The sequence below is a fragment of the Selenomonadales bacterium 4137-cl genome, assembly GCA_032334055.1.
Taxonomy (GTDB): domain Bacteria; phylum Bacillota; class Negativicutes; order Sporomusales; family UBA7701; genus Anaeroselena; species Anaeroselena agilis.
In genome coordinates this window covers 2,574,960-2,601,807 of the sequence record JAUOZS010000001.1, presented here as the reverse complement: position 1 = coordinate 2,601,807, position 26,848 = coordinate 2,574,960, and the positions used below count along the sequence as shown (strand labels likewise).

Genomic DNA, 26,848 nt, shown 5'->3' with positions numbered 1-26,848 from the left:
GAAGGAGGAAACAAAAAGATGGAGAAGAATATCCCCACCGTTTACGACCCCAAAGAAGTGGAAGAGAAATGGTATAAGCATTGGGAGGACAATGGCCTGTTCCACGCCGAGCCGGACACCGGCCGGACGCCGTTCAGCATTGTCATCCCGCCCCCCAATGTCACCGGCCAGCTCCATATGGGCCACGCGCTCGACAACACTCTTCAGGACGTGTTGATCCGTTTCCGGCGGATGCAGGGGTACGAGGCGCTGTGGATGCCGGGCTCCGATCACGCCGGCATCGCCACCCAGATCAAGGTGGAGGAGGTGCTGGCCAAGGAGGGCGTCAGCCGCTACGACCTGGGGCGCGAGAAGTTCATCGACCGGGTGTGGGATTGGAAGCACGAGTACGGCGGCCGCATCATCAACCAGCTGAAGCGCCTGGGAGCCTCGTGCGACTGGCAGCGGGAGCGGTTTACGATGGACGAGGGTTGCTCGGCGGCGGTTCGGGAAGTGTTCGTGTCGCTGTACGAGAAGGGGCTGATATACCAGGGCAACCGCATCACCAACTGGTGTCCGCGCTGCAACACCGCCCTGAGCGATATCGAGGTGGAGCACGAGGAGAAGCCGGGCAATCTGTACCATGTCCGCTACCCGCTGGAGGGCAGGCCGGAAGAGTACGTGACCGTGGCGACCACCCGGCCGGAGACCATCCTCGGCGATACCGCGGTGGCCGTTCATCCCGAGGACGAGCGCTATAAAGGCCTCGTCGGCCGGTATCTCATTCTGCCGGTGGTCGGCCGCCGCCTGCCGATCGTGGCCGACGAGTATGTCGACCCGTCGTTCGGCACCGGGGCGGTGAAGGTTACGCCGGCCCACGACCCGAACGACTTCGACATGGGCCTCCGCCACCAGCTGCCGCAGGTGGTGGTGATCGCCCCCGACGGCACGATGACGGCCGAGGCGGGCAAGTACGCGGGCATGGACCGCTACGAGTGCCGCAAGGCGCTGGTCCGCGACCTCAAGGAACTGGGCAACCTCGTCAAGATCGACGAGCACTTGCACGCCGTGGGCCAGTGCCAGCGCTGCGCGACGGTGGTGGAGCCGCTGGTTTCGAAGCAGTGGTTCGTGCGCATGCAGCCGCTGGCCGAGCCGGCGATCGCGGCGGTGGCGGACGGGCGGATCAAGTTCGTGCCGGAAAGGTTCACCCGCGTTTACACCAACTGGCTGGAGAATATCCGCGACTGGTGCATCTCCCGCCAAATCTGGTGGGGCCACCGCATCCCGGCCTGGTATTGCGAAGGGTGCGGCGAGACGGTCGTCTCCCGCGAGGATATAACCGCCTGCCCAAAGTGCGGCGGCAAGGTGGAGCAGGACCCCGACGTTCTCGACACCTGGTTCAGTTCGGCGTTGTGGCCGTTCTCGACGATGGGCTGGCCGAAGAAGACGCCCGAGCTGGACTATTTCTACCCGACCAGCGTGCTGGTAACCGGCTATGACATCATCTTTTTCTGGGTGGCGCGGATGATCTTCATGGGCCTTGAGTTCATGGACGACATCCCGTTCGGGCATGTTTTCATCCACGGCTTGGTGCGCGACGGCGAGGGCCGCAAGATGTCGAAGTCGCTCGGCAACGGCATCGACCCGCTGGATGTGATCGAGAAGTACGGCGCCGACACGCTGCGGTTCACGCTGATGACCGGCAACACGCCCGGCAACGACATGCGCTTCTATTGGGAGCGGGTGGAGTCGAGCCGCAATTTCGCCAACAAGATCTGGAACGCTTCGCGGTTCGTGATGATGAACCTGGAGGGCTTCGACCCGGCCAAGGCACCCGGCGAATACACCCTGGCCGACCGCTGGATATTGAGCCGCTACGCCCGCACGGCCGCCGAGGTGACCGCCAACCTGGAGAGGTTCGAGCTGGGCGAGGCGGCCCGCAGCCTGTACGAGTTCATCTGGAACGAGTACTGCGACTGGTATATCGAGACCGCTAAGGCCCGCCTGTACGATAAGGAAAACGCCGCCGCCAGGGCCACCGCCCAGTATGTACTGTGGTACGTGCTGGGGAACACCCTCAAGCTGCTCCACCCCTTCATGCCGTTCATCAGCGAGGCGATCTGGCAGCACCTGCCCCACGAGGGCGAAAGCATCGTCCGGGCTGCCTGGCCGGCGCCGCCGGCCGAGCTTCAGGACGACGCGGCCGAGGCGGCGATGGGCACGGTGATGGAGACGATCAAGGCGATCCGCAACATGCGGGCCGAGGTCAACGTGCCGCCGGGCAGGAAGAGCGAGGTCATCCTGCTGGCCGCCGACGGACAGCGGGAGGTGCTGACCGCCAACGCCCAGTACGTGCGGACGCTGGCTGCCGCCGAGCCGGTGACGGTGCAGCCGCTGACGGCCGCCAAGCCGGAGAACGCGATGACGGCGGTGGTGAGCGGGGTGGAGGTGTATCTGCCGCTCCGGGGTCTGATCGATGTGGAGAAGGAAACGGCCCGCCTCGGCAAGGAGCGGGAGAGCCTGGAGAAGGAGATCGCCCGCGTGGCCGGGAAACTGGCCAACGAGAGCTTCGTAGCCAAGGCGCCGGCCGAGGTTATCGAGAAGGAACGGGCCAAGGAGCGCGAGTACCGCGAGAAGCTGGCGGCGATCAGCGAGCGGCTGGCGTATCTGGCGAAGATATAGGATCAAATACATTATTATTCCATAACCGGCTACACTATTGTTAGGATGTGACCCGCATGACCTACGAACAGGCGCTGGCTTATCTGGACACGCTCGGCAAGTTCGGCATAAATCTCGGCCTGGCGCGGATCGAGAAGCTGCTCGCGCTGATGGGCAATCCGGAGCGGCGCTACAGGACCGTCCACGTAACCGGCACCAACGGCAAGGGCTCGACGACGGCGATGCTGGCCGCCATCCTTTGCGCCGCCGGCATCCGCACCGGCATGTACACTTCCCCTCACCTGAGCGATTATACCGAGCGGTTCGTCGTGGACGGCGAGCAGATAAGCCGGGCGGAATTTGCGGCGGCGATCGCCCATACGCGCGGTTTTGTGGACGCGATGGTGGCCGACGGCTGGGAGCATCCGACCGAGTTCGAGGTGCTGACGGCGGCCGCTTTCCATTGGTTCGCCGCCGCCGGGGTGGAATACGCCGTGATCGAGGTCGGCCTGGGCGGCCTGCTCGATTCGACCAACGTGGTTATTCCGGCCGTGTCGGTCATAACCAACGTATCTCTGGAGCACACCGACCGCTGCGGCGGCACGGTCGCCGCAATCGCCGCCCACAAGGCGGGGATAATCAAGCCCGGGACGCCGGCGGTGACCGCCGCCCGCGGCGCGGCGCTCGACGTCATCAGGCGCGAGGCCGACGCCAAGGGGGCGCAGTTGGCGGTGCTGGGCCGCGACTTTTACGCCGAGCCTGCCGGCCTGGACGGCTGGCGGCAGCAGGTGGCGTTCGTCAGCCGCCGCCACGGCGATCTGGGGCGCTTCCCGGTCTCCCTCCTCGGCCGCCATCAGGCCGAGAACGCCGCCGTGGCGATCATGGCGGCGCTGGTTCTGGCGGACGGCGACAAGCGAGTCTCCCGCGCCGCGATACGGGACGGCCTGGCCGGGGCCCGCTGGCCGGGACGGTTCGAAGTCGTGCCCGGCCGGCCAACGGTGGTGATCGACGGGGCTCACAACCCGGCGGGCGCCGCCGTCCTGCGGGCGACGTTGGACGAGGTGTTCCCCGGCCGGCCGGTGGTGTTCGTGCTCGGCATTCTCGCTGACAAGGATGTCGCCGGCGTTACCGCGGCGCTTGTCCGCGCCGCCGACAGCGTCGTGGCCGTCAAGCCCCTGTCCGACCGGGCGGCCGAGCCGGCGGCGGTGCTGCGCGGCCTGGCGGCCGGCTCGGCCGTGGCGGCGGGGACGGTGGCGGAGGGAATCGACCGGGCAAGGGAAATGGCCGGCCCGGACGGCCTGGTGTGTATCGCCGGGTCGCTCTATCTCGTGGGGGCGGCGAGAGATTGCGTGATTGTCTAGACAAAACGCGTTACGTGGTCTATAATAATTGAGGTTACTTTGTGCCACCAGGTGAAACGATGCGAACCAGTTACTCCTGCGCCGCGACGCATTACCAACTTAATTACTTAACCGAGCACTGCATAATGGCGGTGGCCTTTTTTTTGCCGTTGTCCTTCAACGCCGCAAGCTTGTTTCTCGCGCTCGGCGCCTTGCTATGGGTGGCGCGGATGGCGACTGACGGGCATCTCGACCTGAAGCCGACGCCTTTCGACGGGGCGGTCGCCCTGTTCGTGACGCTGGCGGCGGCCTCGATCCTTGCTTCCCCCGACCGTTGGGTGAGTTTTTACAATTACTATCACCTTATGGGCAGATATATTCTCCTCTATTATCTGGTGGTGAACAATTTTCACACCATCGACCAGTTGAAGCGGCTGGTGCAGGCTGTTCTCGTCTCCGCGGGCATGGTCGTCGTCTACGGGCTGTATCAGTACGTTCAGGGGGTCGATATCTCCGCATTCGAATGGGTGGACGGCGAACAGTTTCCGCTCCTCAAGGTGAGGATTTTTTCCACCCTGGAGAACCCCAACCTGCTGGCTGGTTTCCTGGTGGTCATGGCGGCCCTGGCCGCGGGCCTGGGACTCAATGCCGAGGACCGGCGGTGCAAGGCGGCGTTTGCCGTGCTTGTGGTCGCCCTTGGCGTCTGTCTGGTGCTGACTTATTCGCGGGGGGCGTGGCTCAGTTTCATCGCGGTCGTGGCCGCCTACGGCGTGCTTTACAGCCGCAAGACTTTCTGGTTGCTGTTGCTGGTGCCTGTGGCGGTTCTGGCCGGGCAGGACGTGATAATGGAGCGGTTGATGTCGATTTTCAATCCCACCGATACTTCGGCGACGCTCAGGATCGCCTTGTGGGAGAGCACGCTCGCCATGATTGCCGACAGGCCGCTGTTCGGCATCGGCTGGGCCGCTTACCCGCTGGTTTATCCCGACTACGACTTCTTTATCAACAATCCCGGCATAACCATCTTTCACGCCCACAATATGTATCTCCATATCGCCGCCGAGATCGGCGTCCCCGGGGTGCTGGCCTTTCTGGCCCTGATGTTCGGGCACGCGCGCCTGGCGCTGGCGATGGCCGGCAGTGCGACCAACCGCTGGGTGGGCGGGCTGATGCTGGGGGTGCTGGCGGCCATAATCGGCATCGCCGTGAGCGGTTTCACCGATTATGTTCTGTACAGTCCCCAGATGGCGATGCTGTTCTGGCTCCTTAACGCCCTCACGGTGGTTGTCTATCTGAATAGCCATCCGACAAAAAACAGCATCAAATAACGGGCAATCGAAAAAAAAATATCCGCCCAGGCAGGAGTCGGCGGCGGATGCGCTGAATATATAGTACGGAGCATATTGTTTTCAAATATGGATATTGGTTTTGGTTATGAAGGCCTGCACGGCCTTAATTTTTTGTCGCGAAGAATGTGAAATTTGGAACAATTCAGCCCGAGAAGGGGGTTTGTCGTGAAACTGGCCGATGTCCAGAAACTGCTGCGAGCAGAGGTAATTTGCTGCCTGGAGGGCCTCGACGGCGAGGTGAGGTCGGCGTGCGGCGCCGATCTGATGAGCGACGTGCTTGTCCATAGCAAGGAAAAGACGCTGCTGCTTACGGGACTTACCAATGTACAGATTATCCGCACCGCCGAGATGGGCGATCTGGTGGGGATCGTGCTGGTGCGCGGGAAGCGGCCAGGTCCCGAGGTGATTCAGATGGCCGAGAGCAAGGGTATCCCGGTGATGGTTACCAGCCTTCCGATGTTTGAGTCGTGCGGCATCCTGTATAAAAATGGCATCAAAGGGTGCTCAGAGCTGGTGACCGCCTGTGAATCCTGAACAAGGAATCGTGCTCGATTACGCTCTCAAAGGCGGCGATTTTGACACCGCCGGCGAGGCTTCGAGCAAAATCAAACGGATTTTGCAGCAGATCGGCGTGCGCTCGGATGTTATCAGGCGCATCGCCATTAGCTCCTACGAAGCCGAGATGAACGTTATCATCCATGCTTACAGCGGCGTCCTCAAAGCGTCGATTTACCCGGACCGCACCGAGCTGGTGGTCGAGGACGAGGGGCCGGGCATCGCCGATATCGATCTGGCGATGCAGGAGGGGTATTCCACCGCCCCGGACCATATCCGCGAGATGGGGTTCGGCGCCGGTATGGGTCTGCCCAACATGGCGCGTTGTTCGGACGAGTTTTCCATCAATTCGGTGGCGGGAGAAGGAACGAAGATCAAAATTCTGATCCGCCATAGTTGATTGGGTGGTGTAACAGATGTCGGAGTATTTTCACTCGGTCAGGCTTACGCCTGAGCGATGTAAAGGTTGCGTCAACTGTATCAAGCGCTGCCCCACCGAGGCTATCCGCATCCGCGGCGGCAAGGCGAGGATAACCGAGGCGCGCTGCATAGACTGCGGCGAGTGCATCCGCCGCTGCGTCAACCGGGCCAAGACGGCCGTGACCGACAGTCTCGGCGATCTCAAGAATTACGAATATAATGTGGCGCTGCCGGCGCCCTCGCTTTATTCCCAGTTTTCCGCCGACGTGCCGGCGAACGTGGTGCTGTGCGGCCTGATGCAGCTCGGCTTCGACGAGGTGTTCGAGGTGGCCCTGGGCGCCGAGATCGTTTCCGACGCGACCGTGGAGTATCTGAAGCGTCCCGAGGCGAAAAAACCGGCGATTTCCTCCGCCTGCCCGGCGGTGGTGCGGCTGGTCCAGGTAAAGTTTCCCGAGCTGATCGACAATCTCATCCCCCTGGAAGCGCCGGTGGAGGTGGCGGCCCGGCTGGTCCGCGGCATCCGCTGCCGGGAGCTGGGCATCGCGCCGGAGGCTATCGGGGTGTGGTTCATCACTCCCTGCCCGGCGAAGATGACGGCGGTGAAGCAGCCGCTGGGGGCGGAGAAGTCGAGCGTTACCGGCGCCATCGGCATTTCGCAGATTTACGGCGATCTTTTGAAGGCGGTGGCGGCCGTGCCCCGCGACGCCAACTGCCAGCGGGCCACGGCCCGCGGCGTGGGTTGGGCTTTGAGCGGCGGCGAGACGGCGGCCGCGACGGCGGCGAACAGCCTGGTGGTCGACGAGATCCACAATGTCAGCGAGGTGCTGGAGCAGGTGGCTCTCGGCAAGATAAAGGTGGATTTCATCGAGGCGCTGGCCTGCTCGGGCGGCTGCATCGGCGGCCCGCTGATGGTGGAAAACCGCTTCGTGGCCGAGCACCGCATGCAGCAGCGGCTGGCCAGGATGCGCGCCGAGGACGAGGCGCACGGCGCGGCGCCGGCCAAGTATCATTCCGATTCGTCGCTTACCGAGTATGACCGCACGATCGAGCCGCGGCCGATCATGCGTCTGGACGAGGATATTTTCCGGGCGATGTACAAGGTCGAGCAGATGGAAAAGACGCTCAAAAAGCTTCCGGGGCTGGACTGCGGCTCGTGCGGTTCGCCGAACTGCAAGGCGCTGGCTGAGGATATCGTGCAGGGAGAGGCTGTCGAGACCGATTGCATTTTCAAGCTGCGCGAGCGGGTCCGCGATCTGGCCCAGGAGATGGTGGGGCTGGCGGCCAAACTGCCGCCGTCCTTGGAGGAACGGGAAGAGAGTTAGGAGGTATTGCCCAGTGACAGTCAACGATCTCGTCAGTTCCCTGCCGCTTACCGTCGTCGCCGGCCACGACCGGCTGACGGCCCCGGTGACGGGCGGGTATGTATCCGATCTGCTCAGCAATGTGATGGGCTTTGCCGCCCCCGGCAACGTGTGGGTCACCATGCAGGGGCACCAGAACATCGTGGCGGTTGCTTCCCTGGCCGGTCTGGCGGCGGTGGTCGTCGCTGGCGGGGCCGCTCCGGAGCCGGAGACGGTCGCCAAGGCCGAGGCGGAAGGGGTAGTGTTGCTGACTTCCCCGCTGACAAGCTTCGAGCTGGTCGGACAACTATACCGTAGTGGCGTAAAGGGCCAGTGATGCGCCGTTTTGTGGCCGATCTGCACGTGCACACGGTGCTGTCGCCCTGCGCCGCGGTGGAAATGACGCCGCGCAACATCGTGTGGCACGCGGCCCGGCACGGCATCGACATCGTGGCGATCACCGACCACAACGCTGGCGACAATGTGCCCGCCGCGCTCGCAGCCGCCAAGGGCACCGACGTTACCGTGCTGCCGGGTATGGAGGTGGAGACGAAGGAGGAAGTCCACCTGGTCGTGCTGTTCGAGAAGCTGCGGCAGCTTTTCGCCTGGGAGGAGATCGTCGCCGCGCACCGTTCGGGGCGGATGAACGATCCCGACAAGTTCGGCGCCCAGTTCGTCGTCGACGCGGAGGATAACCTGGTGGCCGTCAAGGAGGAGATGCTGCTGGCGTCTCTTACCCTGAGCCTGAAGGAGACCTGCGATAAGGTCAACGCCCTGGGCGGGCTGGTGATCGCCAGCCATGTGGATCGGCCGGCTTACAGCGTGTTGTCCCAGTTGGGTTTCATTCCTCCGGGGCTCGCGCTGACGGCGGTGGAGGTGTCGCGGCGGGTCGCCCGCGCGGATGCCGCCCGGAGGTTCCCTGCTATCGGCGGGTTGCCGGTGGTCACGGCGTCGGATGCCCATATGATCGAAGATTTCCTGGCCGGCCCGAAGGTGGCCTTTAACCTTGAAGAGCCTACTCTGGCGGAAATCCGCCAGGCATTATATAACGAGAATTCCCGAGGGGTGGTGCTTTGATAGCCGGTAAAAAGATTCGTGTCGCTATGTCAAAGCTTTCATAAAAGGAGGAGAAACATGAACAGCAATCATGAACAGAAGTGCTGCTGCGGCGGCAAGGGCGGCGCCAGCGACCTGGCGAAGCTTGACGACATCCTGGCCAAGTACCAGGGCGTAAAAGGGGCGCTTATCCCTGTCCTGCAGGAGGCCCAGGAGGCTTACGGCTATCTGTCGAAGGACGTCATCGTGAAGATAGGGGAGAAGATGAGCATCCCCACCAGCCAGATTTACGGTGTGGCCACTTTTTACTCGCAGTTCCACCTCAACCCGCGCGGCAGGAATATCGTCCGCGTCTGCCAGGGTACGGCCTGCCACGTTCGTGGCGCCAAGGCCATCCTTAAGGCGCTGGAGGACACCCTGAAGGTTACCGCCGGTAAGACTACCCCTGATCTGAAGTTCACCCTGGAGACGGTGGCCTGTATCGGCGCTTGCGGTCTGGCGCCGGTCATGATGGTCAACGACGATACCCACGGGCGGCTGACGCCGGAGATCGTGCCGGAAATTCTCGCCCGCTACTCTTAAGCTCCACATGCGCGAACTGGCGCTCCATATTCTGGACCTTGTCCAGAACTCCCTCGAAGCGGGGGCAAGCCGGGTTTTGCTGGAGATTATCGAGGACAGCGGCGCGGATACTCTGACCATCCGCGTAAGCGACGACGGGCGGGGCATGGACGCCGAAACCAGGCGGCGCGTTATCGATCCCTTCGTCACTACCCGCACGACTCGCCGGGTGGGGCTGGGTCTGCCGCTGATCGATATGTCCACCAAGCAGTGCGGCGGGTATCTGAAGATCGATTCGACGGTTGGCCGGGGGACTACGGTGGAGGCGGTTTATCGCCACAGCCACTTGGACCGACCGCCGCTCGGCAATATTGCCGCGACGGTGAAAACGCTGGTGATCGCCAATCCGGATACCGATCTGATCTACCGCCACTCGGTGGATGACGCCGTGTTTACCCTGACTACCCGCGAGTTGACGGAGATATTGGGCGATATGCCCCTGACGCACCCGGATGTCATTGTATGGCTCGATGAGTATATAGCGGCCAACGAGGCCAATTTGTACGGAGGTGTACAGCATGAAAACAGTTGAGGACCTGAAGCGCATGCGCGAGCAGTTCCAGTCGCAGACCAAGCTGCGTCACGCAGGCGGCATACAGATCATAGTGGGCATGGGTACGTGCGGTATCGCCGCCGGGGCGCGGGAAGTGATGTCCGCGATCCTTGACGAGATTGCCAAGCGTAAGCTGCAGGACGTGACCGTCCGCCAGACCGGCTGTATCGGCATGTGCGAGAAGGAAGTCCTGGTCGACGTCGTCCGTCCCGACGAACCGCGCATAACCTATGGCAAGGTTACGCCGGCCGCGGTGTCCAAGATAATCGGCGAACATGTGGTCAACGGCCGGATCGTGGAAGAGCTGGTCGTAGGCAAGATTTCTCAATAGCACGGTAAACGGGAGGGAAGAATATGCAACACGTGAGAGCTCACGTACTCATTTGCGCCGGCACCGGCTGCACCGCTTCGGGCGCGGCGAAGGTCGAAGCGGCGCTGCGCGAGGAATTGGCGAAGAAGGGCCTCGATAAGGAGATCATGGTCGTGGAGACCGGCTGCCACGGTTTCTGCGAGATGGGGCCGCTGGTGATCGTTTATCCTGAAGGCACTTTCTATGTCCGCGTCCAGCCCGAGGACGTCCCCGAGCTGGTGGAAAGCCACCTCTACAAGGGCCGGATAGTGCAGCGGCTGCTGTACAAGGAGCCGGTCACCCACGAGAGCATCCCCAACTACAACGAGCTGAGCTTTTACAAGAAGCAGATGCGCATGGTGCTGGCCAACTGCGGCCACATCAACCCCGAGATCATCGAAGAGTATATCGCCGTCGGCGGCTACGAGGCCCTGGGCAAAGCGCTGACCACGATGACCCCCGAGCAGGTCGTGGACGAGATGAAGAAGTCGGGTCTGCGCGGCCGCGGCGGCGGCGGTTTCCCGACGGGCATGAAGTGGGACTTCACCCGCAAGGCTGCCGGCGATAAGAAATATGTGGTGTGCAACGCCGACGAGGGCGACCCGGGCGCGTTCATGGACCGCAGCGTCCTGGAGGGCGACCCCCACCGCGTGATCGAGGGCATGGCTGTCTGCGGCTACGCCATCGGCGCCGACGAAGGCTATATCTATGTGCGGGCCGAATACCCCCTGGCGATAAAGCGCCTGAGAATCGCCATTAAGCAGGCCGAAGACCTCGGCTTGCTTGGCGAAAATATTTTCGGCTCGGGCTTCAACTTCCGCCTGAAGATCAAGGAAGGCGCCGGCGCTTTCGTGTGCGGCGAGGAAACCGCTCTGCTGGCTTCGATCGAAGGCAAGCGCGGCATGCCGCGGCCCCGTCCGCCTTTCCCGGCCATCTCCGGCCTGTGGGGCAAGCCGACCAACATCAACAACGTCGAAACGTTCGCCAACGTGCCGCAGATCATCACCAAGGGCGCCGACTGGTACGCCGGCATCGGCACCGAGAAGAGCAAGGGCACGAAGGTTTTCGCCCTCACCGGCCGCATCAACCACACCGGTCTCGCCGAGGTGCCGATGGGCATCACGATGCGCGAGATCATCTTCGATATCGGCGGCGGCATCCCCGGCGGCAAGAAGTTCAAGGCTGTCCAGATCGGCGGCCCTTCGGGCGGCTGTCTGCCGACCGAGCTTCTCGACCTGCCGATCGACTACGATTCCCTCATCCAGGCCGGCGCGATGATGGGCTCCGGCGGTCTGGTGGTCATGGACGAGACGACCTGTATGGTCGATCTGGCCAAGTTCTTCCTCACCTTCACCCAGGCCGAGTCGTGCGGCAAATGCACCCCCTGCCGCGAGGGCACCAAGCGGATGCTGGAGATTCTCACCCGCATCACCGAGGGCGAAGGCAAGGAAACGGATATCGCCCTGCTCGAGAGCATGGCCAAGAATATCAAGACTTCGGCGCTGTGCGGCCTGGGCCAGACGGCTCCCAACCCCGTGCTGAGCACGCTCAGGTATTTCCGCGACGAATACGAGGCCCATATCAAGGAGAAGCGCTGCCCGGCCGGGGCGTGCGCCAAGCTGGCCGGCTACCAGATCACGGACGCCTGCAAGGGCTGCGGCCTGTGCACCAAGACCTGCCCGGTGGCGGCGATCAGCGGCGAGATCAAGTCCCGCCACGCCATCGATCAGTCCGTCTGCATCAAGTGCGGCGCCTGCATGACCAAGTGCCCGTTCAAGGCCATCATCAAGGGCTAAAGGGAGAAGGAGTGTGATACCATGGATATGGTCAATATAACTATTGACGGTCAGAAGGTTCAGGTGCCGAAAACGGCCACCGTCCTCGAAGCCGCTAAGTCGGTGGGCATCAAGGTGCCGAGCCTGTGTTACCACCCCGAGCTCAGGCCGGAAGGGGCCTGCCGCGTATGTCTGGTGGAGGTTGAGGGGGCTCGCAGCCTGGTCGCCTCCTGCGTTTACCCGGTGAACGAGGGCATGGTCGTCCGCACCAACTCCGCCGCGGTCCGGGAAGCCCGCCAGACGGTTGTGGAGCTGCTGCTCGCCAATCATCCGCCCGACTGCTTCTCCTGCCAGCGCAATCTGAATTGCGAGCTGCAGTCGATCGCCGCCGACCTCGGCATCCGCGAGATCCGCTTCGAGGGCGAGCGCAAGAACCTGCCCCTCGACGCCAACAACCCGTCGCTCATCCGCGACCAGAACAAGTGCATCCTGTGCGGCCGGTGCATCCGCGCTTGCAGCGAGCGGCAGGGCGTGCACGTGTACAGCTTCGTCAACCGCGGCTTCGGTACCACCGTCGCCCCCGCCTTCATGTCGGGTCTCGACGAGGCGCCCTGCACGTATTGCGGCCAGTGCGCCACCGTCTGCCCGACGGCGGCGATCGTCGAAAAGGACGATACCGCTCCGGTCTGGCAGGCGCTGAGCGATCCCAAGAAGCATGTTGTCGTGCAGACCGCCCCGGCGGTGCGCGTGGCCCTGGGCGAAGCCCTCGGCATGGGTCCCGGCAGCGTCGTTACCGGAAAGATGGTCGCGGCTCTGCGCCGCCTCGGTTTCGACCGGGTGTTCGACACCGACTTCAGCGCTGACCTCACCATTCTGGAGGAAGGCAACGAGTTCATCCAGCGCTTGACCACGGGCGGCAAGCTGCCGATGATCACCTCGTGCTCTCCCGGCTGGATCAACTTCATCGAGCTTATGTACCCCGATCTCCTCGACCATCTCTCCACCGCCAAGTCGCCGCAGCAGATGTTCGGCGCGCTGGCCAAGACGTACTACCCGGAGAAGCAGGGGATCGATCCCAAGGATATCGTCAGCGTTTCGATCATGCCCTGCACGGCCAAGAAGGCTGAGGCCGTTAGGCCGGAGATGAGGTCCAGCGGCTACCAGGATGTCGACTATGTTCTGACGACCCGCGAGCTTGGCCGCATGATCCGCGAGGCCGGCCTCGACTTCGACAAGCTGCCGGAAGAAGAATTCGACGCTCCGCTTGGCATCTCGACCGGTGCGGCCGTCATCTTCGGCGCCACCGGCGGTGTTATGGAGGCAGCGCTTAGGACGGTGGCGGAAGTGGTTACCGGCAAGGAGCTCGGCTGCCTCGACTTTAAGGAAGTTCGCGGCCTGACGGGCATCAAGGAGGCGGTCGTGCCGGTGGGCGACCTGCAGGTGAAGGTGGCCGTGGCCCATACACTGGCCAACGCCCGCACCCTTCTTGACAAAATCCGCGCCGGCGAGGCCGATTACCACTTCATCGAGGTCATGGCCTGCCCCGGCGGCTGCATTGGCGGCGGCGGACAGCCTCTGCCGGTGTGCCAGGAGATCCGTCAGGCGCGTGTCGACGCCATCTACGACTGCGATTCCTGCATGTCGCTTCGCAAGTCGCACGAGAATCCGGCGGTGAAGGAGCTGTACGATACCTGGCTCGGCAAGCCGCTGGGCGAGAAGTCGCACAAGCTTCTCCACACCCACTACCATGCGCAGCATAGAGGCTAAACGTGAAAAAACCGGGAGCGAAAGCTCCCGGTTTTCTTGTCTATTTCGGCGGATTAGGGGATTGACCTTGCCACATAATTCTTGATACTATTAATAATAGTATAATTAATATATAGACGGAGGGATATGTTGGCTACGCGCAAAGACGACTATTTGAGTTACATGCGACTGGTTCTCGGGCTGTACATCCTGAAAATTCTCCGTCAGGGCCCCGCCCACGGCAACAGGATCGCCGAGGAAATAAAGCGGCGCACGCAAAATGCGTATACCCCGAATACCAACGCCCTCTATCCCTTGCTGAGGATTATGGAGGGGAAGAATTACATTGTCGGGGAATGGACCAGTCCTGTTACCCGCGGCCGGCGAATCTATAATGTAACCGCTGACGGCGTCGCCCGCATACCGGCCCTTGAGGCGATGCTGGAAGAACGGCTGAGGCTGGTGGAAAAGAAAATAGCCATCTTGCGTTCCGACCTGCTGGACAAGTAATCTCCGGCAGCGACCGCAAGGGTGGCCCGGTAAGCGCACGCTTTAGCACATGACGAACGAAACGAGGAAAATTTGTGGAAAACAACAGAGCTAAATTGAGTAACCGGACAATGGTCACTATCGCCGGTCTGCTGGTCGCCGTTTTCATCGTCGGCGGGCTGTGGTGGTGGTTGCGCGCCAGCCGGATCGTGTCAACCGACGATGCCAGGGTAAAGGGAACGATCATTGCCGTAAGCGCGAAAGTGAACGGCAGGGTGGAAAAGGTGCTGGCCGGCGAGGGCGACAGTGTAGCAGCCGGTCAGACGATTGCCGTGATCGAGCAGCAGGAATTCCAAGTTCAGGTGGAGCAGGCCAAAGCGAACCTGGCCGTGGCTGAAGCGAAGCTGGCGGCGATACTGGCGGGCAACAGGCCCCAGGAGGTCGCACAGGCCAACGCCGCCGTCCTCCAGGCGGAGGCGAACCTGGAGAACTCCCGCCGCAATAACGACCGGGACGAACAGCTTTACCGGCAGGGGGCCATCTCCAGCCAGCAGCGGGACACAGCCAGGACGGCATACGAGGTTGCCAAGGCCCAGTATATGGCTGCCCGCGAACAATACAGCCTGAGCGTCGAAGGGTCCCGCCGCGAAGACGTTCAGATGGCGCAGGCCCAGGTCCAACAGGCCCGGGCGGTGCTGAAGAATGCTGAAATCCAGTTGGCCGATACGGTTATCAAAGCGCCGGTCGCCGGGGTAGTCGGCCTGAAATCGGTGGAAAAGGGCCAGATTGTTGTGTTCGGTCAGCCGCTGTTCAGCATAACCAACCTTGCCGACGTCTGGATCGGCGCCAATATCGAAGAGACGTACATCGGCCGGGTGAAAGTCGGCCAGAGCGTCACGTTTACCATCGATGCCTATCCTGACAAAAAATTCACCGGCCGGGTATCGGCGGTCGGACCGGCCTCGGGATCGCAGTTCGCCCTGTTGCCGACCGAGAACTCCTCCGCGAACTTTACTAAAATCACTCAGCGCCTGCCGATCAGGATCAAGGCCGACCAGTCCGAATACGTCCTTAAACCGGGCATGTCGGCGGTGATAGACATTTTTACCAGGTGAGCGAAATGGGCGCGGGCAGTCAGATTTACTAGCGAAAGGCAGCGGAGAATGTTTAAAAAATACGCTATTTTATGCACCGTATGTCTCGGAACGGTACTGAGCGCTTATGTAAGCAGCTGCGTAAACATCGCCCTCCCTAATATCATGGCGGCGTTGAACTATAATATGGACTCGATCGTCTGGGTTTCGCTCGGGTATATGCTTCCCTACGGTTCTTCGCTGCCGGTCACCGGCAGGCTTGGCGATCAGTACGGCGCGAAAACTCTTTATGTCGCGGGCTTGGTCATCTTTACGGCAGCCTCCATGTTATGCGGCTTGGCCACAAGCTCGGCGGCGATGATCGTCTTCCGCATCGCCCAAGGGATCGGCGGCGGGATGTTGCTGCCCAACGCGATGACCATCGTCGCCCAGACGTTCGATGCCCACGAGCGGGGACAGGCCTTGGGGGTCTGGAGCGCGATGGCGGCGGGCGGCAGCGCGATGGGGCCGATCATAGGGGGATATCTGATCGAACGCTTTGACTGGCGGGCGATTTTCTTTTCGGTGGGGCCGGTCTGCGCCGTGAGCATCGCCTTGGCGGTCGCCGTAATACCGGCGTCGAGGCGCAACCCCGCGGCGAGTATCGATTACCTCGGGGCGGCGCTGCTGATCGCCAGCATCAGTTCGCTGCTCGTCGCCCTTAACCAGGGACAGCGGGAAGGCTGGGATTCGCTGTTTATTCTCTCGCTGCTTTATATAGCTTTCGCGGCGTTCGTGATGTTTATCGCCGTGGAACAGTGGGTGGAGCAGCCGATGGTCGAAATCCAGCTGTTCCGCGATCTCAATTTCGCGGTGGCCAACGTTGTCGGCTTCGTGTCGTTTGTCGCCTTTTACGGCGGAATGTTCCTGCTGCCCTTTTTCCTCAAGTCGGTGCTGGATTATAGCTCGACGACCGCGGGAATGGCGATGTTGCCGCTGACCGCCAGCATGGTTGTCTCTTCCCCGGTAGGCGGTCGGCTGGCCGACCGTTTCGGGTCGCGGCTGCCCGCGTTCACGGGACTCACGCTGATCGCCGGCGCGTTATACTGGCTCGATACCATCAACGCCAGCTATTCCCCCCACGATTTCTTCGTACGGCTGAGCGTGTTCGGGGTAGGGCTTGGCCTCACCATGTCGCCGCTCACCAACTGCGCTATTTCCTCGCTGCCGAGAGATAAGGTGGGCGTGGGTTCGGGGATTTTTAATTTCGGCAAGATTATCGGCGGCAGCATTGGCGTGGTTTTTGCGGAGACCTTGCTGGTCCGCCGCGAAATTTATCATGCCGCCGTCCTTAAAGAGTATCTGAATTCGGCTGCCAACGCTCCGCAGTACATATTCGCCTTGTTGCAGGCGTTGTGGGGGAAAGACGGTATGGACGGCGCGATGATAGCGGCGGCAACGCATGGCTGGGACACGGGACACGGCTTCCTGCCGCAGCAGTATGTGGCGTTCAAGGCGCTTCTCGGCGCGATGGTAGCAAGGCAGGCGGCGATTTTGTCGTTTCAGGACGTTTTCCATACGATCGCGTTTATGTGCTTTGGCGGCGGATTGTTGGCGCTGCTCATCAAGCAGCAGAGAAGAACAGCCGGCGGGTCGAAAGCCGTGGAATAGGCCGCTGAGCGGAGCGAAGCCGGGAGCTTATGCTCCCGGCTTCGCGGTAATTGACTTCTTTCCGCCGTTGGGTACGGCGTGCCCCCTCCGAATTATTTTGTTTCAACCAACCCGTCCGCGAGGTCGTTCAGATTGCCGGCCATGCCGCTGAGGTGCTGGGCGGCTTCGGCCACCTGGGTTACGGCGGCGGTGATCTGGGAGATCATGTCGTCGATCTGGCCCATCTGCCGGCGGGTGTCGGCGCTGTCTTCCTGGATTGACCTGATGATTTCTTCGATGTTTTTGACCGATTCGGCGGTCGAGGTGGCCAGTTTGCGGATCTCCTCGGCAACTACGCCAAAGCCGCGGCCCTGATCGCCGACCCGGGCCGCTTCGATGGCGGCGTTCAGGCCTAGCAGGTTGGTTTGCCCGGCAACCGCTTTGATGAGGCCGAGCACCTTGTCGGTGTCCTTGGCCCGGTTCTGGGAGTTGATGAGCGTTTGCGTCAATGTCCGGCTTGCGGCGGCTATTTCTTCGGTCTGGGCGGAGATCTCCTCGGCCGTGCCGGCGATGGCTTCGATGTTTTGGCCTAGATGGGTCGAGGCCTGTTTCAGGACGTCGTAGCGGTGGGTGGATTCGGAGATGGTTATGGCGCCGATCACTTCGTTCCTGTCGTCGAGGATGGGGCTGCCGACCCCGACGTAGGGCACGCCGTAAAGGGAGGCGTCGGACTGCACGACGACGACGCGGCCCTTTTCCTGGATGGCGCGGTAGAGGGCGCTACCGGGCTTGATGGCGTCCCCGGCAGACACCTTGAGGTCGAGAGTGCGGGCTGGTCGGTAGAATAGCACTTTGTCAAGGTCGCAGATGCACACGCCGACGTCGGTCACTTGCCTGTCGTTGAGCGTGGCCATGGCGTGAACGTAATGCTGCAGGATTTCCTGTCCGTTTTCCATCGGTCGGTCCCTGCCTTTCTGAGCAATTATTCTGACTATAATATATTCGACAATAAATGACACTCTCCTTTTCCTAGTTACCCGAAGGGGCGGCCGTGCGGGCGCCGTGGTAGACAAATGCTGTTATTTTCGTTATAATGTGTAAAACATAACGTATACGGTATAACAACATTGTGAAAAATTATAAAAAGTGTTGCCGTACGGCGGCTTTGCAAGCAGGAGTTCATCCGTCAGAGACGGAATTGATTAGTCGTGCGGGGAGAACTTGGTGGGGAGGGCTAAGGCTTGAAGGAGCATATCGTGATTTCTAAGGCGACTATCGATCGTTTGCCCCTATATTTCAGGACCCTGCGCCTTGTTCAGCAGGAGGGAACGGAGATCATCTCCTCGGAAGAGCTCGGCCGCCGGATCGGTGTGACGCCCGAGCAGATCCGCAAGGATCTGGCTTCTTTCGGCGAGTTCGGCAAAAAAGGCGTAGGCTACTTCGTCCGCGAGCTTATCAGGAATATCGGCGAGATTTTGGGGCTCCACCGCAACTGGAATATCGCTATCGTCGGCGTGGGTCACCTGGGGTGGGCGCTGGCCAATTATAAAAATTTCGCTTCGCTGGGATTCAACCTGGCGGCGGTGTTCGATGTTGACCCGGCAAAGGTCGGCCAACTGATCGGCGGGGTAGAGATTTACAGTATCGACCGGCTCGAAGAGGTGGCCCGCGAGCGGAACATCCACATCGGCGTTATCACTGTGCCGGCCGAGAGCGCCCAGGAGGTGGCCGACAAGCTGGTGGCCGCCGGGGTGCGGGGGATATGGAATTTCGCGCCCATCAAGCTTAACGTGGCCGACAATGTGCGGCTCGTAAGCGAGGATCTGTCGGTGGGTCTGTCGAGCATATCGTATTATCTGTCACGGCAGTGACGGTGGCGACGACCGGGCTCAGCCTGAGCCGGTTGTCTTTTCGTTTCACCGCACGGGCTCGCGGGGAGGCGGTTCCGGCCGCCGGCGGCGCGGTTTTTAAGCGATGCGGCGACGCCCGGAAATTTGTTTAAAGATTCTTCGCGAAAGAAAAAGGATTTTGAGCAAATAAAGAGAATATATACCAACATAAGCAAATGTATATGGCTCGACGCCATATTTCGAGCCGGTTCCCCGGCTTGCTAAGTGAATTTTTTAACTGCTCATGGACAGTCAGGCGGCGCGGCCTGACTAGAAGTGCGCGGTGTCAACCTGTCCAGGTTTACGGTCTATTATCTTTCAGATAATAGATGGGTAGTGGACTTGCACCAGGGTTTGTTTCGCATAAGCGTAACGGGCCGGGTGCTTTTTTCGTGCGATATACGCGGACGAAGAATTATCGGAGGGGTATTCAATCAATAATAATATAAAGGATTAGGGGAGGAGTTTGTGTAATGATTGACATTAGGGACAGGGTGCGCTGCAAGGAGCTGCACGCCAAGATTGTCTCCGCCGAGGAAGCGGCCGCCATCATCAAGCCGGGCATGAATATCGGCACCAGCGGTTTCACGCCGGCCGGGTATCCCAAGGCGGTTCCCCTGGCGCTTGCCGAGCGCATGAAGAATGAGCCGTTCAAGATCAATCTCTGGACGGGAGCCTCGGTGGGCGGCGAGCTCGACGGCGCGCTGGCGCAGGCGGACGGCATCCACAAGCGCATGCCTTACCAGACTAACGACGCCATCCGCAAGGCGCTCAACAGCGGGAAGATCGAGTATTTCGACCTGCACCTGTCGCATGTGGCCCAGATGACGCGTTACGGTTTCTTGGGCGGCAAGGTCGACGTAGCTATCATCGAGGCCTGCGCCATCACCGAGGAGGGCCATATCGTGCCGACGACCTCGCTGGGCAATTCGGCGTCGTTCGTGCAGAGCGCCGATATCGTGATCGTCGAGGTCAACACTTCCCAGCCGCTCGAGCTGGAAGGCATGCACGACGTATATGTTCCCCTGGATCCCCCTAATCGCGGCCCCATCCCGATCGTGAAGGCCGACGACCGCATCGGCACGCCTTATATTGAGGCCGGCCCCGGCAAGATAACCTATATCGTTGCTTGCGACCTGCCCGACGTCACCCGTCCGCTGGCGGCGATCGACGACGACGCCAAAGCGATGAGCGCCCACCTTACCGATTTCCTCAACAACGAGATCAAGAACGGCCGTATGCCGAAGAAGTTGTTGCCGCTGCAGTCGGGCGTGGGTTCGGTGGCCAACGCGGTAATGGCCGGCATGGTCGAGTCGCCTTACAGCGGTTTGCAGTGCTTTACCGAAGTCATTCAGGACGGCATGTTCGACCTGATCGACGCCGGCAAGCTCGATTTCGCTTCCGGCACGTCGCTGACCCCGTCGCCGGACGGTCTCAAGAGGATGTATGCCAACCTTAAGGAGTACCGCAAGAAGATCGTTCTCCGGCCGCAGGAAATATCCAACAGTCCGGAACTGGCCCGCCGCCTCGGCGTAATCGCCATGAATACCGCCATCGAGGTGGACATCTTCGCTCACGTCAACTCGACCCATATCATGGGCACCAAGATGATGAACGGGATCGGCGGCAGCGGCGATTTTGCCCGCAACGGCTACCTGACCATCTTCTTCACTAACTCGGTGGCCAAGAACGGCGATATTTCCTCGATCGTGCCGATGTGCTCGCATATCGATCACACCGAGCACGACATCGACGTCATCATCACCGAGCGCGGTGTGGCCGACGTCCGCGGCCTCAGCCCGCGGGAGAGGGCCCGGGTCATTATCGATAAATGCGCCCATCCCGACTACAAGCCGATGCTCCTCGATTACCTGGAAAGAGCCGAGAAAACGACCGGGTTCGCCCACACCCCGCATCTTCTCGACGAGGCGCTTTCCTGGCATACCCGGTTCATAAAGACCGGGACAATGAAAGTTAAATAGCGATCAAGTAAAGGAGGACAAAAGAATGGCAAATGAAACATTGAAAGCCAAGATGGCCGAGTATACCGCCAAGGTAGAAAAAGTAGCGGCCAAGAACCCCGAGCGCCAGAATCTCGCGCATAACCGTCTTTACACCCCGCTCGATCTCGAGGGGTTCGACTATGAGCGCGACCTCGGTTTCCCGGGCGATTATCCCTTCACCCGCGGCGTGCAGCCGACCATGTATCGCGGGCGTTTCTGGACGATGCGCATGTACGCCGGTTTTTCGACCGCCGAGGAGTCCAACAAGCGTTACCGTTATCTGCTAGAGTCGGGCGGCACGGGCCTGTCCTGCGCCTTCGACCTGCCGACCCAGATCGGTTACGACTCCGACGACCCCATCGCCGAAGGTGAAATCGGCAAAGTGGGCGTGGCCATCGACACCCTTAAGGATATGGAGATTCTCTTCGATCAGATCGATCTCGGCAAAGTATCGACTTCAATGACGATCAACGCTCCGGCCGCCGTCCTACTGGCGATGTATATCGCGGTCGCCGAGAAGCAGGGCGTGCCTGCCGACAAGCTCAACGGCACCATCCAGAACGATATCCTGAAAGAATACGCCGCCCGCGGCACCTACATTTTCCCGCCCAAGCCCTCGATGCGGCTGATCACCAACATTTTCGAGTATTGCTCCAAGAATGTGCCTTCGTGGAACACTATCTCGATCTCCGGCTACCACATCCGCGAGGCCGGTTCGACCGCTTCCCAGGAGATCGCTTTCACGATCGCCGATGGCATCGCTTACGTCGACGCCGCGATCAAGGCGGGCCTCAATGTCGACGATTTCGCCGGCCGCCTGTCCTTCTTCTGGAACGCCCACAACAACGTGCTCGAGGAAGTCGCCAAGTTCCGCGCCTCGCGCCGCGTATGGGCCAAGGTTATGAAGGAGCGTTTCGGCGCGAAGAACCCCAAGAGCTGGATGCTGCGCGTCCACACCCAGACCGCCGGCTCGATGCTCACCGCCCAGCAGCCTGACAACAACATCGTCCGCGTGGCGCTTCAGACCGCGGCGGCCGTCATGGGCGGCACCCAGTCGCTGCACACCAATTCCAAGGACGAGGCGCTGGCTCTGCCGACCGAAGATTCGGTCCGCATCGCCCTCCGCACGCAGCAGATCGTCGCTTATGAAAGCGGCCTGGCCGATGTGGTCGACCCGCTGGGCGGCTCTTACTACGTGGAAGCCCTCACCGACAAGATCGAGAAAGAATGCTGGGATTACATCAAGAAGATCGACGACCTCGGCGGCGCCGTGGCAGCCATCGAGAAGGGCTATATCCAGAAGGAGATCCAGGAGAGCGCCTACAAATGGCAGATGGATGTCGAGTCCAAACAGCGCATCATCGTGGGCGTCAACCAGTTCCAGATCAAGGAGAAAGCTCCCGAAGGCCTGCTGCGTGTTGACGCCGCCGTCGGCGAGTTCCAGAAGAACAAACTTGCCAAGGTTAAGGCCGAGCGCGACAACGCAGCCGTCAAGGCCAAGCTGGCCGCTCTCGAGGAAGCCTGCAAGGACGAGAACAAAAACCTCATGCCGTTAATCCTCGACGCGGTCAAGGTTTATGCCAGCCTCGGCGAAATCTGCGGCGTGATGCGCAAAGTGTTCGGCGAATACGAAGCGCATGTCAGCCTGTAACGAGAAGAGATAGGAGGGACGAACGATGGAAAAACGTATTCGCGTACTGGTAGCAAAGCCCGGTCTCGACGGTCATGACCGCGGCGCCAAAGTCGTAGCCCGCGCTCTTCGCGACGCAGGCTTCGAGGTAATCTACACCGGCCTTCGCCAAACTCCCGAGCAGATCACCGAAGCCGCTCTGCAGGAAGACGTAAACGTCGTGGCGATGAGCCTTCTGTCGGGCGCGCACAACACGCTCTTCCCCAAAGTCGTAAACATGGTCCGCGACAAGGGGATGAAGGATGTTCTCATTATCGGCGGCGGCGTCATCCCCGACGCCGACATCCCCGGTCTGAAAGAGGCCGGCGTGTCCGCCGTATTCACCCCCGGCACCCCGACCGCCAGCATCATCGAATTCATCAAGTCCAACGTTAAATAGAGCCTGCGACTAGCGTCGGTCAGGCGGGAGGAGCGCCCTCCCGCCCGGCCGGCTTGCTGCAGGCTTGAGGTGGTGCATCAGTCGTGGATATTGTGGCAGAGCTTTTGGCCGGCTCGCGGCTGGCCCTGTCGCGGGCCATCACCGCGGTCGAAAACGAATACGACGAAGCGACGGCGATTATGCAGAAGCTATACCCGCATACCGGCCGGGCCCACGTAATCGGCATCACCGGGCCGCCCGGCGCGGGCAAGAGCACCTTGACCGATAAGCTGGCCAAGGTTTATCGCCGCCAGGGCAAGACGATCGGCATTGTGGCCGTCGACCCCACCAGCCCTTTTTCGGGGGGCGCCATCCTCGGCGACCGCATCCGGATGAACGAGCTTACCCTCGACGAGGGCGTGTTCATCCGCAGCATGGGAACGCGGGGGAGTTTGGGAGGACTGTCGCGCAAGACGGCCGATGCGGTCAAGATCCTGGACGCCTTCGGCAAGGATATCATTTTTATCGAGACGGTCGGCGTCGGCCAGTCCGAGGTCGACATCATCAAAGCCGCCGATACTACCGTGGTCGTGCTCGTCCCCGGTCTGGGAGACGATATTCAGGCCATCAAGGCGGGCATTCTCGAGATCGGGGACGTGTTCGCCATTAATAAGGCCGACCGCGAGGGGGCCGAGCGCCTGAAGGCCGAGCTTGACATGATGCTTGACCTGGATCAGGTCAAGACCGACTGGCGGCCGCCCATCAAGCAGACGGTGGCCAGCCAGGGAACAGGGATCGAGGAACTTATCGCTACCATCGACAGCCATATCGACTATCTTGGCACATCGGGCGAACTCGCCCGGCGTCGGACGGCAAGAACGCGGAGCGAGCTTATCGCCTTGCTGGAGGAATACATTCACCGCCGGGTTCTCGGCAGAGTTACCGAGTCCGGCCAGCTTGACCAACTGGTCGCGAAGATAGAAAAACGGGACAGGGATCCCTACAGCGTCGTTTCCGAACTGTTAAACGCTTTTCTGAAGTAATTGCCTGTGTGGATCTATTTGCCAGGGAAGATAAGTTGGGTTAAAATTGTTATCAGGTAATATAATCAAATCATAACACAAGGAGGTAGCTTTATGTTCAAGGTACTAAAGGTCGACCATATCGGCATCGCGGTGAAAGACCTGGCGGAAGCCAAGAAATTCTACACCGAAACCCTTGGTATGACCGCTCTCGGCGAAGAGGTCGTCGAGCAGCAGAAGGTTAAAGTTTGCTTTATCCCCTGCGGCGACAGCGAGGTGGAACTCCTCGAGTCCACTTCCCCGGACGGCCCGATCGCCAAGTTCATCGAGAAGAACGGCGAGGGCATCCAGCACGTCGCTCTCAGGGTAGACAACATCGAGAACGCTCTTGCCGACCTCAAGGGCAAAGGCGTACGCCTTATCGACGAGCAGCCGCGTTACGGCGCCGGCGGCGCCAGCATCGCCTTCGTTCACCCGAAGGCCACCGGCGGCATCCTGCTCGAGCTTTCCGAGCGGAAATAGCGGGTCGTCTTCCCGAACTGTAACCATTTTGTCTGGAGGTGTATCATGGCCACTATCCAAGAAAAGATCCAGGATCTTAAGGCCCGCCAGGAGAAAGTCAAGCAGGGCGGCGGCGCCAAACGGATCGAAAAACAGCATGCCAGCGGCAAGCTGACCGCCCGCGAGCGGGTCGAAAAGCTCCTCGACCCCGGTACTTTCGTGGAGCTCGACCAGTTTGTCCATCACCGCTGCACCAACTTCGGCATGGAGAAGGAAGAGGCTCCCGGCGAAGGCGTCGTAACCGGCTACGGCACGGTGGATGGCCGTCTGGTGTACGTGTTCGCGCAGGATTTCACCGTCGTCGGCGGTTCCTTGGGCGAAATGCACGCCGCCAAAATCTGCAAGGTGCAGGATCTGGCTGTCAAGATGGGTGCGCCCCTCGTCGGCCTCAACGATTCCGGCGGCGCCCGCATCCAGGAAGCGGTTGACGCGCTGTCCGGCTACGGTAAAATCTTCTATCGCAACACTCTCGCCTCGGGCGTCATTCCCCAGATTTCGGTCATCATGGGACCGTGCGCCGGCGGCGCCGTGTATTCCCCGGCCCTGACCGACTTTATCTTCATGGTGAAAAACACCAGCCAGATGTTCATCACCGGCCCGCAGGTCATCAAATCGGTTACCGCCGAAGAAGTGACCGCCGAGGCCCTCGGCGGCGCTATGACCCACAACACCGTGTCCGGCGTGGCTCACTTCGCGGCCGAGAACGACGATAACTGCATGGAGCAGGTTCGCTATCTGCTAAGCTTCCTGCCGTCGAACAATCTCGAGGACGCCCCGGTGCAGGAGACGGGCGACGACCCCAACCGCATGGACGCCAGCCTCAACACCATGCTGCCCGATAACCCCAACATGCCGTACAACATGAAGGACGTCATCGCCAAGATCGTTGACAACGGCGAGTTCTATGAGGTGCATGAGCACTACGCCCAGAATATTATCACCTGCTTCGCCCGTTTCGACGGCCAGACGGTCGGCATCATCGCCAACCAGCCGTCGGTTATGGCCGGCTGCCTCGACGTCAACGCGTCCGACAAGTCCGCCCGTTTCATCCGTTTCTGCGACGCTTTCAACATCCCGCTCGTCAACCTCGTCGACGTTCCCGGCTTCCTGCCCGGCACCAGCCAGGAGTACGGCGGCATCATCCGCCACGGCGCCAAGATGCTGTACGCTTACTCGGAAGCCACCGTGCCCAAGGTCACCGTCATCACCCGCAAGGCGTACGGCGGCTCCTATCTGGCGATGTGCTCCCAGGACCTCGGCGCTGACCAGGTGCTCGCCTGGCCGAGCGCGGAGATCGCCGTCATGGGCCCGGCCGGCGCGGCCAACATCATCTTCAAGGGCGACCCCGCCGCCAAGGAAAAGACCGATAAGTACGTCGAGGAATTCGCCACCCCGTACAAAGCGGCCGAGCGCGGTTTCGTCGATATCGTCATCGAGCCTGCCGAAACCAGGCCGCGCATCATCACCGCTCTCAACATGCTCGCCTCCAAGCGCGAAACCCGTCCCGCCAAGAAGCACGGCAATATTCCGCTGTAGGCCGCTGGCGCGGAGTGCGTGACAACAACCAGGAGAAAAAGAGGTGAACTAGATGGGACAACCGGTAACGACAAACCCGATACTGATCATGGTTATCAACATGACGGTAGTGTTTGCCGTATTGTATGGTTTGAGCCTGATTATCCGCCTGATAAAGGTGATTGACCCGACCCAAAAAAAAAGTATAGCTAAAACCGAGCCGGCTCCGACTGCGGCTCCGGTCGCGGCGGCTCCCGCCGCCCCGGCGGAGGCCGACCAGGGCCAGCTTATCGCCGTGCTTGCCGCCGCGATCGCCGCGACCGGCTACGGCGCCGCGCGGATCATGGCCGTACGCCCGGTGATCGGCAAGGGCTGGGCCCAGGCCGCACGCCTCGAAACCGTTCAGAGCCGCAATAGGATGTATTAAGACAGGGTAGATTAAGGAGGATGTAACAATGGAAAAATTCCTTATAACCGTAAACGGCCAAACGTACGAAGTAGATGTTGAGAAAGTCGGCGGCGCCGCCGCTGCCGCCGCCCCCGCCGCGGCCCCCAAGGCCGCTCCCGCCGCTGCTCCCGCCGCCGCTCCTGCCGCGGCCCCGGCTCCGAAGGCGGCCGCTCCCGTTGCCGCCGGCGCGAAGACCGTCAACGCCCCCATGCCTGGCAAAATCATGTCCGTCAATGTCAAAGCCGGCGATTCCGTCAAAAGCGGCGACGTTCTCCTCATTCTCGAAGCCATGAAAATGCAGAACGAAATCATGGCTCCCGCCGACGCGAAGGTCACCGATGTACGCGTGGCCCCCGGCCAAACGGTAGCCACCGGTGATGTGCTGATCGTTCTCGGCTGAAGCGCT

At 61.1% G+C, this 26,848-nt stretch carries 26 protein-coding genes; 25 read left to right on the top strand and 1 reads right to left on the bottom strand.

The window, feature by feature from the left end; all coding sequences use genetic code 11:
- Nucleotides 1–18: 18 nt before the first annotated feature.
- From Q4T40_13745 to Q4T40_13670, 16 genes are all read left to right on the top strand, one after another.
- Nucleotides 19–2,661 carry a valine--tRNA ligase gene (locus Q4T40_13745; GenBank protein MDT8902313.1) on the top strand — a complete coding sequence of 881 codons (2,643 nt, stop codon included), beginning with the start codon at nucleotides 19–21 and terminating at the stop codon, nucleotides 2,659–2,661.
- A 56-nt stretch (nucleotides 2,662–2,717) separates the two neighbouring features.
- Nucleotides 2,718–4,001, top strand: coding sequence for a folylpolyglutamate synthase/dihydrofolate synthase family protein (locus Q4T40_13740; GenBank protein ID MDT8902312.1), 1,284 nt, complete (start codon nucleotides 2,718–2,720; stop codon nucleotides 3,999–4,001).
- A gap of 59 nt (nucleotides 4,002–4,060) precedes the next feature.
- Nucleotides 4,061–5,308 (top strand): O-antigen ligase family protein, encoded by a 1,248-nt coding sequence (locus Q4T40_13735; GenBank protein MDT8902311.1) that lies wholly within the window; start codon nucleotides 4,061–4,063, stop codon nucleotides 5,306–5,308.
- 186 nt (nucleotides 5,309–5,494) lie between these two features.
- Nucleotides 5,495–5,863, top strand: a complete 369-nt coding sequence (locus Q4T40_13730; protein MDT8902310.1) for a DRTGG domain-containing protein — start codon at nucleotides 5,495–5,497, stop codon at nucleotides 5,861–5,863.
- Nucleotides 5,853–6,284, top strand: coding sequence for an anti-sigma regulatory factor (locus Q4T40_13725; GenBank protein ID MDT8902309.1), 432 nt, complete (start codon nucleotides 5,853–5,855; stop codon nucleotides 6,282–6,284). Before Q4T40_13730 ends, Q4T40_13725 begins: the two co-directional genes overlap by 11 nt.
- Before the next feature lie 16 nt (nucleotides 6,285–6,300).
- A complete protein-coding gene (locus Q4T40_13720) occupies nucleotides 6,301–7,626 on the top strand; it encodes a [Fe-Fe] hydrogenase large subunit C-terminal domain-containing protein (GenBank protein ID MDT8902308.1) in 1,326 nt (441 codons plus the stop codon).
- A 13-nt stretch (nucleotides 7,627–7,639) separates the two neighbouring features.
- A complete protein-coding gene (locus Q4T40_13715) occupies nucleotides 7,640–7,981 on the top strand; it encodes a DRTGG domain-containing protein (GenBank protein ID MDT8902307.1) in 342 nt (113 codons plus the stop codon).
- Nucleotides 7,981–8,721 (top strand): PHP domain-containing protein, encoded by a 741-nt coding sequence (locus Q4T40_13710; protein MDT8902306.1) that lies wholly within the window; start codon nucleotides 7,981–7,983, stop codon nucleotides 8,719–8,721. Before Q4T40_13715 ends, Q4T40_13710 begins: the two co-directional genes overlap by 1 nt.
- A gap of 57 nt (nucleotides 8,722–8,778) precedes the next feature.
- Complete coding sequence (gene nuoE / locus Q4T40_13705; GenBank protein MDT8902305.1) at nucleotides 8,779–9,282, top strand: NADH-quinone oxidoreductase subunit NuoE; 504 nt, start codon at nucleotides 8,779–8,781, stop codon at nucleotides 9,280–9,282.
- A 7-nt stretch (nucleotides 9,283–9,289) separates the two neighbouring features.
- Complete coding sequence (locus Q4T40_13700) at nucleotides 9,290–9,853, top strand: ATP-binding protein (protein MDT8902304.1); 564 nt, start codon at nucleotides 9,290–9,292, stop codon at nucleotides 9,851–9,853.
- Nucleotides 9,840–10,205: a (2Fe-2S) ferredoxin domain-containing protein gene (locus Q4T40_13695; protein ID MDT8902303.1), complete on the top strand. Its 366-nt coding sequence runs from the start codon at nucleotides 9,840–9,842 to the stop codon at nucleotides 10,203–10,205. The genes Q4T40_13700 and Q4T40_13695 overlap by 14 nt, the downstream gene beginning before the upstream one ends.
- A 23-nt stretch (nucleotides 10,206–10,228) precedes the next feature.
- Nucleotides 10,229–12,019 carry an NADH-quinone oxidoreductase subunit NuoF gene (gene nuoF / locus Q4T40_13690; protein MDT8902302.1) on the top strand — a complete coding sequence of 597 codons (1,791 nt, stop codon included), beginning with the start codon at nucleotides 10,229–10,231 and terminating at the stop codon, nucleotides 12,017–12,019.
- A 21-nt stretch (nucleotides 12,020–12,040) separates the two neighbouring features.
- The gene (locus Q4T40_13685) at nucleotides 12,041–13,765 is read left to right on the top strand and encodes an NADH-dependent [FeFe] hydrogenase, group A6 (GenBank protein MDT8902301.1); all 1,725 of its coding nucleotides are present in this window, start codon (nucleotides 12,041–12,043) and stop codon (nucleotides 13,763–13,765) included.
- A 129-nt stretch (nucleotides 13,766–13,894) separates the two neighbouring features.
- On the top strand, nucleotides 13,895–14,254 hold the full coding sequence (locus Q4T40_13680; protein ID MDT8902300.1) for a PadR family transcriptional regulator: 360 nt from the start codon (nucleotides 13,895–13,897) through the stop codon (nucleotides 14,252–14,254).
- Between the two features lie 74 nt (nucleotides 14,255–14,328).
- A complete protein-coding gene (locus Q4T40_13675; protein MDT8902299.1) occupies nucleotides 14,329–15,348 on the top strand; it encodes an HlyD family secretion protein in 1,020 nt (339 codons plus the stop codon).
- A 48-nt stretch (nucleotides 15,349–15,396) separates the two neighbouring features.
- A complete protein-coding gene (locus tag Q4T40_13670) occupies nucleotides 15,397–16,977 on the top strand; it encodes a DHA2 family efflux MFS transporter permease subunit (GenBank protein MDT8902298.1) in 1,581 nt (526 codons plus the stop codon).
- A gap of 92 nt (nucleotides 16,978–17,069) precedes the next feature.
- On the opposite strand, the gene Q4T40_13665 is transcribed toward Q4T40_13670, so the two are convergent.
- A complete protein-coding gene (locus Q4T40_13665) occupies nucleotides 17,070–17,912 on the bottom strand; it encodes a methyl-accepting chemotaxis protein (GenBank protein ID MDT8902297.1) in 843 nt (280 codons plus the stop codon).
- Nucleotides 17,913–18,197: 285 nt separating this feature from the next.
- Between Q4T40_13665 and Q4T40_13660 the strand changes: the two genes are divergently transcribed.
- The 9 genes from Q4T40_13660 to Q4T40_13620 all read left to right on the top strand — a co-directional run bounded on the left by Q4T40_13660 (nucleotide 18,198) and on the right by Q4T40_13620 (nucleotide 26,842).
- The gene (locus tag Q4T40_13660; protein MDT8902296.1) at nucleotides 18,198–18,827 is read left to right on the top strand and encodes a redox-sensing transcriptional repressor Rex; all 630 of its coding nucleotides are present in this window, start codon (nucleotides 18,198–18,200) and stop codon (nucleotides 18,825–18,827) included.
- 491 nt (nucleotides 18,828–19,318) lie between these two features.
- The gene (locus Q4T40_13655; GenBank protein ID MDT8902295.1) at nucleotides 19,319–20,827 is read left to right on the top strand and encodes an acetyl-CoA hydrolase/transferase family protein; all 1,509 of its coding nucleotides are present in this window, start codon (nucleotides 19,319–19,321) and stop codon (nucleotides 20,825–20,827) included.
- 25 nt (nucleotides 20,828–20,852) lie between these two features.
- A complete protein-coding gene (locus tag Q4T40_13650) occupies nucleotides 20,853–22,499 on the top strand; it encodes a methylmalonyl-CoA mutase family protein (protein MDT8902294.1) in 1,647 nt (548 codons plus the stop codon).
- A 25-nt stretch (nucleotides 22,500–22,524) separates the two neighbouring features.
- A complete protein-coding gene (locus tag Q4T40_13645) occupies nucleotides 22,525–22,917 on the top strand; it encodes a cobalamin B12-binding domain-containing protein (GenBank protein MDT8902293.1) in 393 nt (130 codons plus the stop codon).
- Between the two features lie 83 nt (nucleotides 22,918–23,000).
- Nucleotides 23,001–23,939 carry a methylmalonyl Co-A mutase-associated GTPase MeaB gene (meaB, locus tag Q4T40_13640; protein MDT8902292.1) on the top strand — a complete coding sequence of 313 codons (939 nt, stop codon included), beginning with the start codon at nucleotides 23,001–23,003 and terminating at the stop codon, nucleotides 23,937–23,939.
- Between the two features lie 93 nt (nucleotides 23,940–24,032).
- Nucleotides 24,033–24,440 (top strand): methylmalonyl-CoA epimerase, encoded by a 408-nt coding sequence (gene mce, locus Q4T40_13635; protein MDT8902291.1) that lies wholly within the window; start codon nucleotides 24,033–24,035, stop codon nucleotides 24,438–24,440.
- A gap of 45 nt (nucleotides 24,441–24,485) precedes the next feature.
- A complete protein-coding gene (locus tag Q4T40_13630) occupies nucleotides 24,486–26,015 on the top strand; it encodes a carboxyl transferase domain-containing protein (protein ID MDT8902290.1) in 1,530 nt (509 codons plus the stop codon).
- 52 nt (nucleotides 26,016–26,067) lie between these two features.
- Nucleotides 26,068–26,421, top strand: coding sequence for an OadG family protein (locus Q4T40_13625; GenBank protein MDT8902289.1), 354 nt, complete (start codon nucleotides 26,068–26,070; stop codon nucleotides 26,419–26,421).
- Nucleotides 26,422–26,449: 28 nt separating this feature from the next.
- The gene (locus tag Q4T40_13620; protein MDT8902288.1) at nucleotides 26,450–26,842 is read left to right on the top strand and encodes a biotin/lipoyl-containing protein; all 393 of its coding nucleotides are present in this window, start codon (nucleotides 26,450–26,452) and stop codon (nucleotides 26,840–26,842) included.
- The last annotated feature ends 6 nt before the right edge of the window (nucleotides 26,843–26,848 follow it).

Excerpts from the sequence above, each read along its gene's own strand:
- Q4T40_13620 (MDT8902288.1), top strand. The coding sequence starts at position 26,450 with ATGGAAAAATTCCTTATAACCGTAAACGGCCAAACGTACGAAGTAGAT.
- Q4T40_13710 (MDT8902306.1), top strand. The coding sequence starts at position 7,981 with ATGCGCCGTTTTGTGGCCGATCTGCACGTGCACACGGTGCTGTCGCCC.
- Q4T40_13655 (MDT8902295.1), top strand. The coding sequence starts at position 19,319 with ATGATTGACATTAGGGACAGGGTGCGCTGCAAGGAGCTGCACGCCAAG.
- Q4T40_13650 (MDT8902294.1), top strand. The coding sequence starts at position 20,853 with ATGGCAAATGAAACATTGAAAGCCAAGATGGCCGAGTATACCGCCAAG.
- Q4T40_13665 (MDT8902297.1), bottom strand. The coding sequence starts at position 17,912 with ATGGAAAACGGACAGGAAATCCTGCAGCATTACGTTCACGCCATGGCC.
- Q4T40_13630 (MDT8902290.1), top strand. The coding sequence starts at position 24,486 with ATGGCCACTATCCAAGAAAAGATCCAGGATCTTAAGGCCCGCCAGGAG.
- Q4T40_13735 (MDT8902311.1), top strand. The coding sequence starts at position 4,061 with ATGCGAACCAGTTACTCCTGCGCCGCGACGCATTACCAACTTAATTAC.
- Q4T40_13645 (MDT8902293.1), top strand. The coding sequence starts at position 22,525 with ATGGAAAAACGTATTCGCGTACTGGTAGCAAAGCCCGGTCTCGACGGT.
- nuoF (MDT8902302.1), top strand. The coding sequence starts at position 10,229 with ATGCAACACGTGAGAGCTCACGTACTCATTTGCGCCGGCACCGGCTGC.
- Q4T40_13745 (MDT8902313.1), top strand. The coding sequence starts at position 19 with ATGGAGAAGAATATCCCCACCGTTTACGACCCCAAAGAAGTGGAAGAG.
- Q4T40_13740 (MDT8902312.1), top strand. The coding sequence starts at position 2,718 with ATGACCTACGAACAGGCGCTGGCTTATCTGGACACGCTCGGCAAGTTC.
- Q4T40_13720 (MDT8902308.1), top strand. The coding sequence starts at position 6,301 with ATGTCGGAGTATTTTCACTCGGTCAGGCTTACGCCTGAGCGATGTAAA.
- Q4T40_13685 (MDT8902301.1), top strand. The coding sequence starts at position 12,041 with ATGGATATGGTCAATATAACTATTGACGGTCAGAAGGTTCAGGTGCCG.
- Q4T40_13625 (MDT8902289.1), top strand. The coding sequence starts at position 26,068 with ATGGGACAACCGGTAACGACAAACCCGATACTGATCATGGTTATCAAC.
- Q4T40_13700 (MDT8902304.1), top strand. The coding sequence starts at position 9,290 with ATGCGCGAACTGGCGCTCCATATTCTGGACCTTGTCCAGAACTCCCTC.
- mce (MDT8902291.1), top strand. The coding sequence starts at position 24,033 with ATGTTCAAGGTACTAAAGGTCGACCATATCGGCATCGCGGTGAAAGAC.
- nuoE (MDT8902305.1), top strand. The coding sequence starts at position 8,779 with ATGAACAGCAATCATGAACAGAAGTGCTGCTGCGGCGGCAAGGGCGGC.
- Q4T40_13695 (MDT8902303.1), top strand. The coding sequence starts at position 9,840 with ATGAAAACAGTTGAGGACCTGAAGCGCATGCGCGAGCAGTTCCAGTCG.
- Q4T40_13670 (MDT8902298.1), top strand. The coding sequence starts at position 15,397 with ATGTTTAAAAAATACGCTATTTTATGCACCGTATGTCTCGGAACGGTA.